Here is a 13,495-nt window from a genome sequence, read left to right as displayed (position 1 = left end):
TTTTATGCCGTTGGCTTTCTGTCGGGATACCGTCATCGTCGGGTAATTCTGGGTGGGCGGGAATGTTACATCAGGTGTAGCTAGGGTTTCGGTCATGGCTTTGTAGTTGTGGGTTAGCCATTGTTGATAGTTCTATATTAGTGGATGGGGTGGAGCGATCGCACTAAGAGCGATCGCTCCACCCCATCGCGGAGCTTACCGTGTTTACTCAATCGCAAGTGAAGAATAGCGATCGCCACTTTCCTGATCCACAGTTCCCCAGAGTACGGACAACGCTGGTTATTGAATCGATTAGTCGTACAACATATTCCCCACAAAAGCACAAGTTACGCTGAAGTAGTAATAGGTTGAACAAACAAAAGGAAAAGCGGGCTGATAACCCGCATACAAAAAAGTTAAAATGTACGACCACTGTACCCGGATTGCTCACTAGTGAGCAAGCCGCGCTAACAACTCTGCTCAGTGGACAGCCAAACCTATGTCGGACTAATGTTATATATAGTTACATTTAAAACTTAATTTCACTTCAAGTTTATTCCCCTCCTAAAGTGATTACTCAAATGCAAACTTCTAAAATTTCATTATTCACAGCTTTATTTCTTCTAATCGTCGCCCCTCAACGCTCATTCGCACAAACAAACACACCTTCAAAAACGCCCAACCTGCCTTCTAGCGTGCCCATTATCCCACCCATAGAACCTCCGCAACAGTTGCCATCGTATCGACTCCCAGCTAATGATTCCTACGAATCTGAGTTTTCCCTATTTTCCTGCACGATTATAAGTACAAGTAGGTTACCATCACTTTCAAGCGGAAAATCAATATCAGAACTTCGCGCCCAAGTTGTGCAATCTCCCAAAGATGAGCGAGTCCGTTTTTACTTAGGATCACAACTATTAACAGATGGTAAATGGGAGGAGGCAATTTCTGAATTTCGTCTAGCTATTGATCTCGCTAAACACAATCAGGAATTTTTGCGCGTTGGTTTTAGCTATTTGAAATTAGGTAGAAGTTTTCCGGATGGAAAGCTGCCTCAAGAGGCAGCGACGGCATACAAGGAGTCTATCAACGCCTTCAAAAAAGGCATTGCTTTGCTCAAACAAGGTAAGACACAGCAATTCTTCTATTCTGAATATTATTCATATACGCCCTTGGCATCTGCCTATGAAGGACTTGGGTCGGCTTTGGAAGCCGCTGGTAAGAATGATGAGGCTATTAGTGCTTATGAGTCTGCAATCGATGCGTTTTCTGCTTTACCTGAACCCCTGATGCCGGGATTCTTGTCGCTGAATGATCTCCTTTTGGATAAATTGGATCGTCCCCAGTATTTGTTAGCATTATATCAACGACTTCTCAAAAGGAGTCCTTCTAGTACTTGGTTGACAGAAAAAATTATTACACTTCAGAAAAATTTAGAAGAGGAGGCTGTCTATACAAAAGCAATTCAAGCCGAACCTAGAAACCTAAATCTTTATCTTAAGTGGGCAGATGCTCTTCGTAGTCAAAAACGTAGTGTTAAACTTGAAAAAGTTTATCGTCAAATTGTCGAACAATATCAACCAGTTGCTATCTCAAATGAACAGTCTGTAATTATTGAGGCTCCTGTTTGGGGACGCAAGCTGCGTAATCGTTGCCAACCCGAACTTGCTCTACTCATTTATCAAAAAGACTTAGCTGTAAATCCTAATAATGCAGCCACCTACGAAGACATGGGCAAGATATTGCAAAGGTTGGGAAGAATAAAAGAAGCGAGCACAGCTTACCGCAAAGCTATAGAAATCGATCCAAAGCGCTATGGTGCTTACCGAACAATTGTTGAAACTTTGGATGCTCAGGTAATTTCCCCAGCAAATCCTTCCCGATAAGAAAACTTCAGATTTTTGGTTCTACCGCTGATTTTAGGGAAAATTAATATGCGGGTACCGCAAGGCAGAATTCAAAATAGAGCCTACGGCTCCCGTAAGGGATACAAAATTCAAAATTCAAAATGATTACAGCGTAAGCGTTTTGTTAATTTGGAATTGTCTGTTTATTTGCGCCGTGCTGTACTAGTTATTTTTCTATATCTGTGGGAGGTGCGCCGCTAGAAATTTTAAAGCGGTATATTAAGAATCAAGAAAAGCCGTCCTAGAAGGACGGAGCTTGTATCCCATTATTTTCGGTCACGGTGGTCGCATCCAGTAAAACAATAACCCAAGCCAACGCGCAGATACAGCTATCTCAGGTCAGGGAAGTTTCTACTAGCTTAACGGCTGGACAAAAAAGGCGCTTACAGCCGAGGCTAGACGCACTTCAGATAGAATTTGACAGGCACAGCCAAAAAGTAAAGCGGATGTGGTCAGATTTATCTATTGAAGCTGGTACAGCAGTTAAATTTCAATTAGAACAGCAGCTACTGGAAGAAGAAGCACAACTGGCACATCTTAGCGATGAACTGGATCAGATTGAGTCAGCATTGGCATCATGAGATGTAAATATACAGTTATCTGTAGGATAGTAACCAGAATTTTTTCAGATCAGACGACGAAAAAAACAGAAATATAAAAATTTTCAGTGTTAAATTATACTTTTTTAAAAGTTCATAGTCGTTATACTCATTTCTAGGTTCTACCTGGGAATTGATGAAGTGGCAAAGCCACTTCATTTTTATTGTTAGAGGTGGTAGTCGATCACAGAAGAAATTAAAAGTTAAAAGTCAAGGAATTTAACTTTAATTAGTCATTAACGAGATCATCTCGCCATTTCTCGCGGTTTTCCCTATTCTCTCCATCACGGGATCGCGCTAAGTTCCAAGTTCCCCACATTAGGGGTTTCTGTCTTTCAACATGGTTGATTAGCTGCATAATTGACTGGTCAACCTTAATGGGGGTTTTCAAATCAAACCGAATCGTCTGGAAAATTTTGGTGTCATCCTGAATAAAGTAGTGAACCAAAATCTTAGTCAGCCACAGCACAACTCGATTAGACAACCAACCGAAAATCCCCTGACGTTTCTTAGCAATAAATATGGTCTGACCCTCAGTTTTTCCCCCTTCCACAAGACGCAATGCAAACATAATGTGGAAATGCAGAAACTTGGGGCCAATTGTCACCGTGCCAGTACTGCCGTACCAATAGCAAAGATCGTAAGTAATAGCATTTTTGTAGAAGGGACGGATAAGTTTGATCAAAAAAGAATCTTTGTCACTGAATGAAATATTGCTAAAGGTAATAGCATTTTGATTCAGTTCCTGTTTGTCAAAGATAAATTCTGATAGTAGTTTGTGAACTGTATTAAAGTGTTGAGCGTCGATAGCATTCACCATCACTACATTAGGGTGACAGTTGGTCACGAAGTGGGAACCTAACGCGCTGACACAGTCTACTATTTCCAATTCTGGGACAAATGGTAGAGGTTGTTGTGGGGTTTCCCCAGTCCAAACCCAAATCATCCCGTACTTCTCAGCAGTGGGCCAACTTTTTAACTTCACAGGAAGAGGCTCTGCTAAACAGGGAATATCAACACAAATCCCTTCAGCATCAAACTTCCAGTGGTGGAAGAAACAGCGCAGTTCATTACCCTCGACTTTGCCTTCAGCAAGGTGAGCACCCATGTGTGGACAGTAGGCATCCAAGGTAATAGCTCTTTTATCTTTACCACGATAAATTACTAGATCTCTACCAAAGATTGTGATAGGTTTGACCTCACCCACCCGCAGATTTCGAGAGGGTGTTACCCAATACCATCCCTCGATAAAACGCTCTGGGTTATTAAAAGTTTTAGGTTTACGGGTTGAGCTAACATTCTGCGAGTTAAAGTTCATTTTAGGGTTTCACTTGAAGTGAAGCAGTTGATCTAGAAGTAGCACGAGACCCTAATAAAAACAGTTACTTTCAGTACTAGCAGAGATCTACACCACTGACTTAATATAACTAGCAACTTACATTAGTATTTTAAATTTTCAAATAATTCTGAATAAATGTCTAAATTTTACCAATAAAATAGATGCTTATTTAAGCTCACATCTGCTCTGAGCGGATATCTGATAAATAAAAACTTAGTAAAATCTCTAAGTAGATAAAAATTCAAGATACTGATGCCGACATTTGGTCAAACTCAATGACGATTTAGAGAAGCTGGGAAACTTTCTGGCAGAAAAAATCCCTCAATCTGAATAAAATCTAATGAGCAACTTTTAAAATATGTAATAATAACCACAAGAGTTGGAAAAATCTGCCGTGTTAACCCAGGACAGAGAACTGCTTTTAATTGGTCAGGTAACAGATCAGAGCGGAGTCCCCATTAGGACAATTCGCTATTATGAAAGTTTAGGTTTACTCCAGTCGTTAGGACGTACAGAGGGAGGATTTCGCCAGTTTTCATCGGATGTGCTGACTCGGTTAGCCTTCATTAAAAGGGCGCAACACCTTGGTCTTCGTCTGGAAGAAATTCGAGACATCCTTCAGGTGTATGACCAAGGAAAACCCCCCTGTGGTGATATCAAAGAAAAGTTGGCAGAAAAGCTCTCACAGATTGATCACCAAATTGATCAGTTATTGACCTTACGCTCGGAGATAGGGAAATTACTGTCAGACTGGAAGAGTACAGGCGGTAAGCAAGAGGATACTATTTGTCCCATCATTCAAAATAGCAGCCAGGTATCAGCGAGCAAGCCGAAAATCGTTGACCAAGGCCAGTTATGAGGAGCAACCGCCTCATGTTTTGCGGTGCGCTTTACTACAACTCACCGAAGCAATACGCTGGCTTGGGTTGAGGAGCGCCTTGAGGAAGCTTTGGAAATTTGTTGAGGTATGGAACAAGTCTTGCCTTAGACTAGCAACTCGTGTAGCTGAAGTGTTACGACATAAAAATTACTGAAGGTCGAACAACATACTTAAGTAGCTGGATTTTGGCATAATTAATATTCAGCTTCCAGCTACCTTTTGTTCAAGCACCGGGGTAATCAATCCAGTCTTTAACGATTAACAAATTTGCTGGTTAACACAATATGACCAACTTAATGAATAGCTTGATAACGCCAACTGAATCACTCAAGCCTAGCCTAAAAAATGACTTCCATAAAAGAATAGGAAAGCATTACTTGCAACGCTTTAGTCGATTTAATAGTTTTCGCCAGGGATATAGTATTTTCCAAAACCAATTACAGAGTTTCAATCCTACTGCTTACACTAAGCGTTTGGCAATGGGCGAAAAATCTATATTTGCGGGTATGGAAACTGAGAAATTTGTGGCAGATTTAGAAGAGAGTTCAGTAAGTTATGGACTACAATTGCCTGCCAATATGGTGTCAGAAATTCTTGAATTTGCCACTCGCACACCTTCTATAGAACCTGGCTTTGATGATGAATTTGTGCCAAAGGATATCCAAAACGGTCGTTTAAGAGGCGGGCGTTATGTGATGCGGGGCTTGGTAAGTAATGTGATCGATTGCCCAGCTATCAAGCAACTTGTCCATGACCCATTACTTTTAGAAATAGTCCGTAAATATCTCAATTATTGGCCGACGCTGATTACACAACATCTAACTTGGAGTTTTGCTTCAGACCAGTCTGAAGAAGAAATCCAGAAAATATACCCACCAACTAATTTTCATTATGATGTTGCGGGTTATAACTTTATGACCTCATATTTCTACATTACAGATGTAGACGCAGATTCTGGACCTCACATCATGATTAAAAACTCTCGCGATAATAAACCATTAAAGATGTTGTTGCGTTCTAATCTCCAAACGGATGATGCCGTGTATAGTTACTACGGCAAAGATAGTGAGGTAGTGATAACTGGCAAGAGTGGATTTGGCTTTGTGCAAGATCCTTCCTGTCTTCACAAAGTAAAATCTCCTACTACCGCCAATCGGTTACTGCTACAAATCCGATATTCTTAACTGATGAGAGACTGAGCGGGAGATTGCTGTTTTCTGTAAAGGCTCAGTCTCTATTTTTAGTCAGTGATAGAAAGGCATTGGCGAAATTGCTCGGCAATTTATAGGGTGAGTTTTGGTTGAAAGTTACGCAATCTTAGAGCATTGGAAACAACAGAAAGCGAAGAAAGAGCCATTGCGGCGCCGGCGATAATTGGGTTGAGCAACCAGCCAAAGATGGGGTAGAGAATTCCTGCGGCAATGGGAATGCCGATGATGTTGTAAATAAAGGCAAAGAAGAGATTTTGCTGGATATTGCGGATGGTGGCGCGACTGAGTTGAATAGCTGTAACGATCGCATACAAGTCTCCAGAAATTAAAGTGATATCACTAGCGGCGATCGCAATATCTGTGCCTGTACCAATCGCTATGCCAACATCGGCCTGAGCTAGGGCTGGTGCATCATTAATCCCATCACCCACCATAGCGACAATTTTGGATTTTGAAGCTGTGGCATTTTGCAAAGATTGGATCATGGCGGCTTTTTGGTCTGGTCGGACTTCGGCAAACACTTGGGTGATCCCGATTTCTTGGGCGATCGCCTGAGCAGTTGGGTGATTATCTCCAGTGAGCATCACTACTTCTAAACCTAACTTTTGTAGTGCTTTCACTGCCGCTGCTGACGACGGTTTCAGGGCATCGGCAATACCCATGACCCCTTGTAACTCACCATCTACAGCTATCCAAATCACTGTTTTACTGGCGGCTTCCCAATCCTGTTGATACTGCTGGAGAGTATCGGTGTTAATTCCTAATTCTGCTAACCAGCGTTGTGTCCCAATTTGTACGAGATTTTCAGCAACAATACCTTGGACACCACTACCTGTCTGAGATGCAAATTCAGTTACCGCAAACTCGGATAAACTCACCTCTTGAGATTGGGCATATTTCACCACCGCAGCGGCCAAAGGATGCTCAGAATTCCTTTCTACCGTTGCAGCTAATTGTAAAAGCTGGAGTTCGTTACTGGCATCTGTGCCGTTGACAGTCACAAAGTTTGTCACTGTGGGTTTACCCAGAGTCAAAGTTCCCGTTTTATCGAGAACGATAATTTGGATTTTGTGCGCTAATTCCAAGCTTTCGGCGCCCTTAATCAAAATGCCATTTTCCGCACCAATGCCAGTTCCCACCATGACAGAGGTGGGGGTAGCTAAACCCAAAGCACAGGGACAGGCGATAATTAGCACACTCACCATTGTGATTGTGGCGAGAGTAAAGTTGCCAGTGAAGTTAAACCAGATAATGAAAGTAGCGATCGCGATCGCCATTACAGCCGGCACAAACCACCCCGTCACCTGATCTGCCAAGCGCTGAATCGGTGCTTTAGAACCTTGAGCTTCTTGCACCAATTTGACAATTTGCGCCAAAAACGTATCTTTACCGACTCTTGTCACCCGAAACTCAAACGCACCCGCACCGTTAATCGTTGCCCCAATCACCTCATCCCCTGGCTGCTTTTTCACAGGCAGACTTTCACCCGTCACCATTGCCTCATCTACCGTGGAAACCCCCGTAATCACCTCGCCATCCACGGGAATCTTTTCCCCAGGACGCACCAAAATCAGATCATTAACTTCAACTTCCCCAATGGGAACATCCATCTCCACCCCACCCCGAATCACTCTGGCATTTCTCGGTTGCAGTCCCATGAGTTTGTGGATAGCTGCCGAAGTTTGTCCCTTAGCGCGACTTTCCAAAAATCGCCCCAAAAGAATTAAGGTGACGACAATCGCCGCCACCTCATAATAAACGTGACCTTCTAAGCCTTTATCCCGCAAAAACCCAGGAAAAATCGTCACAAACACAGAATAGAGATAAGCTGCACCCGTACCCAACACAATCAGTGTATCCATCGTTGCTGTACGGCGTTTAAGAGACTTCCAAGCATTGCGGAAAAAAGACCCACCACACCAAAACTCAACGGGAGTTGTTAGCACCAACTGCACCCAAGGATGATGCAAAAATCCGGGAATCAAAGGTAAATTTAGCCCAGTCATCATTGGCAATGACCCCAAAAACAGGAAAATGCTAATTACACCGCCTACCATTACCTTGAGGGTAAGTTCCCGGTTTTCTGCTAGCCTACTCGCTTTCTCGGCATCGTCTTCACCCATGCTTTGATCATCGAGTGAGTAAGATGAGTATCCCGCTGCATCGATAGCGGTTTGGATTTTCTCTAAATTGACTCGTTGGCGATCGTACTTAATGGTTGCTTGCTCTGCTCCAAAGTTAACGTTGCAATCAATCACCCCAGGAACAGAGAGAATCGCCTGTTCGACATTATTGGCGCAGGAAGCACAACTCATGCCCCGGAGCTTGAGCGTCAGATTATCCATATCAGTAATTTTAAGTGTTGAGTTTTGAGTGCAATAGGACTTACGTTTACGGACACGAAACCCTCAATTTACCTTAGGGGCAATTCATGAATTGCCCCTAAATCTGGTACTCAACGCGTCAGTTCTATGCAGTTAGCACATCTTGACTCAGAAAGGAAATTAGTTAGCGGGATAGCCAGCAGCAGCCAACGCTTCCTTAATTGCTGTTTCTGAAGCTTGAGTTTCTACGCTGACAAGCTTGGTTTGAGGATCAGCTTGAATACTGGCGTTAGCATCGACTGTCTGGAGTGCTTTGGTGATGTTGTTAGCACAAGCAGAACAAGCCATGTTGGGAACTGTCAGTTGGAGTGTCATCAGATTTACCAGATAAAGTGAACAACAAGTGCGAAACTAAGCTGGACGTCTGGGGCGCATCTGTAAACAGTCAAAAATTTCTAGTTTTTAGCTGAGAATCGCCTTAAATTCATCCTAAACCCTCTAGTTAGCTAGAGAGTTAAGTACATTTTACATTTCTTTAACAAAACGTAAAATTTATTCACTGTTTTCTACTTGTCACTCCCTGACGATATGTGCTATTACAGCGATATAAACACATTAGTCAAAAATAACCTGTTGTTTTCCCCACAATTCCGGGAAACGACCTCCCTACCACTTGAGACGCGGCTGCTGAACCCCTGTCTCGTTTATCACTTCAAAACGAAGAGTCTTGTTTAAGGCTCTGGTAAATTTCATGCAGCCAAAAAATCTCCAACGTCTCCTGCGTGCTTTAGGGCGTCAGGGGTTAGATGTAAGTTATCAAAACAGCACTTATTCTGTGCGTTTAACTAATTCTCCAAATGCTCCAGCGGCCGAAGTCCTACTACCGGAAGGTTTCCCTGTAGAAGCAAAGGCACTGAAACAGCTAGCGAATTTAGCAAACGTCCGCCACCCTGCTGGTGGTTGCGTTTGTCGTGCTTGTGCTACCCCTGACTTTCACCCTGGTGATGCAGGTATCGCTATTGGTTCCGTAGTGGAAACCGTAGGACAAGTTATTCCGGCCGCTGTCGGTTCTGATATTAATTGCGGGATGCGTTTACACGTCGCCGATTTGACTATTGATCAATTCTTAGCAAAACGCGATCGCTTTGTCGAACTAATCAAGGGAGATTACTTCTTCGGTACGCGAGATGTCACCATGACAGCCAAAACCATGCAATCGCTGTTCCAGTATGGAGTTCCTGGTTGGTTGGATGCGATGCTAGACTCACCTACAGGGAGTTTTGTCAAGTCTAACTGGCAACAACTTTCGCAAGAATGCGACAACATTTTTTTAGGCGGTTCAATGGATGGTGACTGGCGACTTGCACCAGAAGAACTGATTCCCGATGCGGGAATAGTGCGCGATGGTGGACTAGCAACCATAGGAGGTGGTAATCATTTTGTCGAAGTGCAGCGAGTTGACAAAGTTGAAAATCGCGCTTTAGCCTACGCCTGGGGAGTGCATGAGGGACAGCTAGCTTTGATGATTCACTCTGGTTCGCGGAATGTGGGTAAATATATCGGGGGAATGTGGCGAGATCAAGCTAAAGCCGCATGGCAAAAGGGTTTAAAGTATCCTGAATCTCAAATTTTTCCCCTTTCTACTCATTCTCACCCCGAACTTGTTGCCGGTTATCTGCAAGCGGAAGCAACTGCTGCTAACTACGGCTTTATCAATCGTCTGCTGTTAGCGGAATTGCTGCGGTTGCGGTTGCGGGAAGTTTACGGTGATGTAGAAGCACCGCTAGTTTATGATTTGCCTCACAATATCACCTTACCATTCGGTCAGGGTTGGGTAACGCGAAAAGGTGCTTGTCCGGCTCATCCAGGACAGCCAGTAATTATCCCTGGTTCGATGGGTGATTATTCTTACTTGATGGTAGGCAAAGGTAATCCAGCATATTCTCATTCTGCATCACATGGAGCGGGAAGAATTCGGACTCGTTTCGACCTTAACCGCAGAGGTGCATCGGAAACTGAAGCCGAACTAGGATTAACCGGAGTTGACTGCATCACCTTGCGCGAAGAACGCCGCATTGAGGAAGCACCCGCAGCCTACAAACCGATTCAGTCTGTGATTGATATCCAAGTTGAAGCGGAAATGGTGGGTGTTGTGGCGCGGTTGAGTCCGGTTTTGACGTTTAAGGCGTAGGGATGATTTTGTTCTTGGTTGAATAGACATCGACCGAATTTAAATCTGCATTATCCATAACCCTTGTAGAGACGTTCCATGGAACGTCTCTACATTTTTTTCCATCAGTGGTAGCATCCTTGACTAGATTTTTAACGTCAGCATTAGCCTTGGTGATGAGAAATCGCGGAATTAGAGCAACGTAAATGCGATCGCTTCCAGCGGGGCGCAGCCCATCGCAAGAAGGCGGGGTGTAGCCCATCGCTGACAATCAGCCAATCTGCGTCTACGCACCCTTGTTGGACAGTAAAAGCAGTTTTCTAAGTTGTGCTGCAAACATGAAAAAAGGCTTGACTCAAGCAAGCCTCTATCCATACCAAGCATTTACTACACCAAGATTAATTTAGACCGACTCTCGCTTTAGTTCATCTTCCTATAGGGTGTGTCCAAATATTCTAAAAACTGATAGTCCCTTATATGTTTACATATTCAAAAAAAAAGGTTTGGTCGCGAACCAAACCTTTATAATTGCTGTGCTTAACAACGTACTAAATTAATTTAGTTCTACTCGGCTCACATATCATCTTCCTATAGGATGTGTCCAAATATCCTCAAAACTGATAAGGAACTACTAGGTGAGATGAGGAAAGATTCTACTTTTGGAGTATAAATTAATTTAAGTATATACCAAAAGTAGGAAAAAGGCTTAACTCGTAGCCAAGCCTTGATGTATACCAGGTGTTTACCATATGAAGTTAATTTATACTCACTTTTACTTCTGTTCATCTTCCTATTTGGTGTGTACAAATTTTCTTAAAAATGATATCAAATCAGTCACCCGATCTCAGAAATAATAAAAGGTTTAGTTCACTAGCAAACTTCGATAAATTTAGTGCAGACAAACATCGGTAATGAATTTATTCTCGCTTCGAGGAGAGATGATTTGTCTATGATATATATCAAACCAAAATCTAAAATTTACTAAAAAATAATACCCTGGATATATTTCCAGGGTAAATACACGTTTTTCAGGCATTAATCACCGAATAGTAACCTCTGAGAATAGATAGTAAAACTATCTAGAGAATGATCTGAGCAAGACTGAACATTGAGCCAGGATGTAAATTACCAAATTAGACAAAGTTACATTCAGGAAATACATCAGAAAAATTTCTTGAATGTAACCTGGATCTTATTTACAAAAAAGGCTTGGCTCCAAGCCAAACCTAGATATATACCAAGTGTTTACCATATGCAATTAATATAGACTTTCTCTGACTTAAGTTCATCTATCTATAGGATGTGTACAAATATCCTACCAACTGTTAGAGATGAATCTACATACTGAGAAAAATTTTATTTAATACTAGTATTTCCTAGATTCAAGATTAAATTATACTTAATTATCTCAACTCAATAATTAACTAAAAAGCATAATGTACCAATGAATTAGAGGGCTTTAAAAAAGATAACTGGTGAAAATTTCCAGGTTTTTGGTAACAATAATTCTATTGGCTTCCAGTTGTATATATTATTTATAACTTCCAGTAATTGTCCGGGGGTAATGATGACTGGCAATAAATTAACCAAACAAAAATAAAAAACGGCTTGGTGCACCACCAAGCCTTGAGTAAAAGTAGATGTTAGTGAGAATAATTTAGCTCTTTTAGCCGAGTAAGTAATCAGCCGAGAGGAGGTAGGTAAATATTATCAATGCTGATATCGCAGCATTATTTTATTAAAAATAAAAAAGGTTTAGCCCTCGGCTAAACCTCCATAGAAAGCAGTTATTCGACACACCAGGATTAATTTAAATCTACTATATTTTCTAGTCATCTTCCTATCGGATGTGTCCAAACATCCAAAAATATGGTATTAAGCTTAGTAGATAAAATATTTGAAGCAATCAACTATCTTTAGAGAGATTAATTGATATTTATCGTAGCATATAAACCAAGACAATCCTTAAGTTCAAAAAATGACTTAGTGTTACTTAAGTTTGTCTATCAACAATAAAAAATCTGTAATTTGGTTGTTGAAATTTTTACGCTTATTCTTGCAGAAGGTGTATTCCATATTAAATTTGAAATGATAAAAATACAGAAAAAATCGCATTTTTAGGAATTAATTGCTAAAAAAGGGCCAATTTCATTCTGATTTCATTTTTGTTGCGGTTTTATCTAGTCCCGATTTAGCAGAATTGCGCGTTAGCTCTCAGGAAAAAAGCGCTCAAGCGCAGGCAGATTGGCAACAAGCTTTAGCTGATTTGCAGCTAGCTCAACAAAACCTAGAACGTCAGGGTAAAATTGCTACTGCTGACATTGCCCAAGCTAGAATTGAACTTAAAGTAGCTCAAGAACAGTACGATCGCGATCGCGAAGCGCTGCTGCGAAGCGCAGATCGCGATTTGGTGAATGCCGGAGCGCTGCCACGTCGCCAAATGCTGGAATCTCAAGCTCATCTAGCCGCTGGTAAATCTCAACTCATTAAAGCCTCTAGCCGCCGGGAAGTCATCGAAGCTGAAGCTCAACTCAAACGCGCTCAAGCATCTGTTTTTGTGGCTAAATCGCGAATTCGTCTCAGCAGTGCTGCTTATGAGGCGCGGTTGCAACAATTGGGAACTATTGCCAATGCTAAGGTGCCAATGCTAAGGGACTGGTAACGGTGGTTGCACCGATTTCTGGCATAGTTGCAGAAAGGGCGGTGACTCTGGGGGAAACGGTAACGGTTGATTCGGATAGCAAACCGTTGATGACGATTTTAGATGATAGTCGAGTGTTGGCGACAGCTAATGTTTATGAAAAAGATTTAAAGAAAATCAAAGTTGGCCAAAGTGTCAGAGTTACAGTGACAAGTTTGCCAAATCAAAGCTTTAGCGGACGTATTGCTGTAATTGGTGCTGTGGTTGGTGAAGCGCGGGTTGTCGCGGTGAAAGCTGAACTGGAGAACTCTAGGAACTCGGCACTACTGGTGCGTCATTACTCCCCTGGGTTTTGCTGTTTGGGGGGGTGTTGGCTATGGATGGGTTTTGGGTGGGAAGAGGGAGTTTAACGAACCGCAGAGGCGCAGAGGACGCGGAGGAGGAA

At 42.3% G+C, this 13,495-nt stretch carries 12 protein-coding genes; 8 read left to right on the top strand and 4 right to left on the bottom strand.

All coding sequences use genetic code 11. The annotated features are described in order from the left end of the window. The first annotated feature begins 225 nt into the window (after positions 1–225). The 3 genes from CYLST_RS36930 (at position 226) to CYLST_RS05800 (ending at position 2,467) form a co-directional block, all read left to right on the top strand. Positions 226–351 carry a hypothetical protein gene (locus CYLST_RS36930; protein WP_483772851.1) on the top strand — a complete coding sequence of 42 codons (126 nt, stop codon included), beginning with the start codon at positions 226–228 and terminating at the stop codon, positions 349–351. A gap of 209 nt (positions 352–560) precedes the next feature. After that, complete coding sequence (locus tag CYLST_RS05805; RefSeq protein ID WP_015206773.1) at positions 561–1,865, top strand: tetratricopeptide repeat protein; 1,305 nt, start codon at positions 561–563, stop codon at positions 1,863–1,865. Between the two features lie 302 nt (positions 1,866–2,167). Further along, the gene (locus CYLST_RS05800) at positions 2,168–2,467 is read left to right on the top strand and encodes a hypothetical protein (protein ID WP_015206772.1); all 300 of its coding nucleotides are present in this window, start codon (positions 2,168–2,170) and stop codon (positions 2,465–2,467) included. 247 nt (positions 2,468–2,714) lie between these two features. Here the strand turns inward: CYLST_RS05800 and CYLST_RS05795 are convergent, their stop codons facing one another. Then, positions 2,715–3,803 (bottom strand): aromatic ring-hydroxylating dioxygenase subunit alpha, encoded by a 1,089-nt coding sequence (locus CYLST_RS05795; protein ID WP_015206771.1) that lies wholly within the window; start codon positions 3,801–3,803, stop codon positions 2,715–2,717. 415 nt (positions 3,804–4,218) lie between these two features. Here CYLST_RS05795 and CYLST_RS05790 point away from each other — a divergent pair, with 415 nt between their 5' ends. Beyond that, positions 4,219–4,683 (top strand): heavy metal-responsive transcriptional regulator, encoded by a 465-nt coding sequence (locus tag CYLST_RS05790; protein WP_015206770.1) that lies wholly within the window; start codon positions 4,219–4,221, stop codon positions 4,681–4,683. A gap of 305 nt (positions 4,684–4,988) precedes the next feature. Beyond that, positions 4,989–5,888 (top strand): hypothetical protein, encoded by a 900-nt coding sequence (locus CYLST_RS05785; protein WP_015206769.1) that lies wholly within the window; start codon positions 4,989–4,991, stop codon positions 5,886–5,888. A gap of 98 nt (positions 5,889–5,986) precedes the next feature. Here the strand turns inward: CYLST_RS05785 and CYLST_RS05780 are convergent, their stop codons facing one another. Further along, complete coding sequence (locus tag CYLST_RS05780; protein ID WP_015206768.1) at positions 5,987–8,260, bottom strand: heavy metal translocating P-type ATPase; 2,274 nt, start codon at positions 8,258–8,260, stop codon at positions 5,987–5,989. A gap of 159 nt (positions 8,261–8,419) precedes the next feature. After that, a complete protein-coding gene (locus CYLST_RS05775; protein ID WP_015206767.1) occupies positions 8,420–8,614 on the bottom strand; it encodes a heavy-metal-associated domain-containing protein in 195 nt (64 codons plus the stop codon). Between the two features lie 376 nt (positions 8,615–8,990). Between CYLST_RS05775 and CYLST_RS05770 the strand changes: the two genes are divergently transcribed. Beyond that, complete coding sequence (locus tag CYLST_RS05770; protein WP_015206766.1) at positions 8,991–10,430, top strand: RtcB family protein; 1,440 nt, start codon at positions 8,991–8,993, stop codon at positions 10,428–10,430. Here the strand turns inward: CYLST_RS05770 and CYLST_RS35090 are convergent. Beyond that, positions 10,420–10,671 carry a hypothetical protein gene (locus CYLST_RS35090; protein ID WP_041232978.1) on the bottom strand — a complete coding sequence of 84 codons (252 nt, stop codon included), beginning with the start codon at positions 10,669–10,671 and terminating at the stop codon, positions 10,420–10,422. The two genes, CYLST_RS05770 and CYLST_RS35090, sit on opposite strands and share 11 nt — an antisense overlap. A gap of 1,866 nt (positions 10,672–12,537) precedes the next feature. Here CYLST_RS35090 and CYLST_RS36700 point away from each other — a divergent pair. Both CYLST_RS36700 and CYLST_RS36695 read left to right on the top strand, forming a co-directional pair. Next, positions 12,538–13,071: an HlyD family secretion protein gene (locus tag CYLST_RS36700; protein ID WP_051056100.1), complete on the top strand. Its 534-nt coding sequence runs from the start codon at positions 12,538–12,540 to the stop codon at positions 13,069–13,071. 2 nt (positions 13,072–13,073) lie between these two features. Continuing rightward, positions 13,074–13,460, top strand: a complete 387-nt coding sequence (locus tag CYLST_RS36695) for an efflux RND transporter periplasmic adaptor subunit (protein ID WP_051056099.1) — start codon at positions 13,074–13,076, stop codon at positions 13,458–13,460. The last annotated feature ends 35 nt before the right edge of the window (positions 13,461–13,495 follow it).

Origin of the sequence: Cylindrospermum stagnale PCC 7417 (assembly GCF_000317535.1) — a bacterium.
Taxonomy (GTDB): Bacteria; Cyanobacteriota; Cyanobacteriia; order Cyanobacteriales; family Nostocaceae; genus Cylindrospermum; species Cylindrospermum stagnale.
The sequence above is the reverse complement of the archived record's forward strand: the minus strand, read 5'-3'. Positions and strand labels throughout refer to the sequence as shown.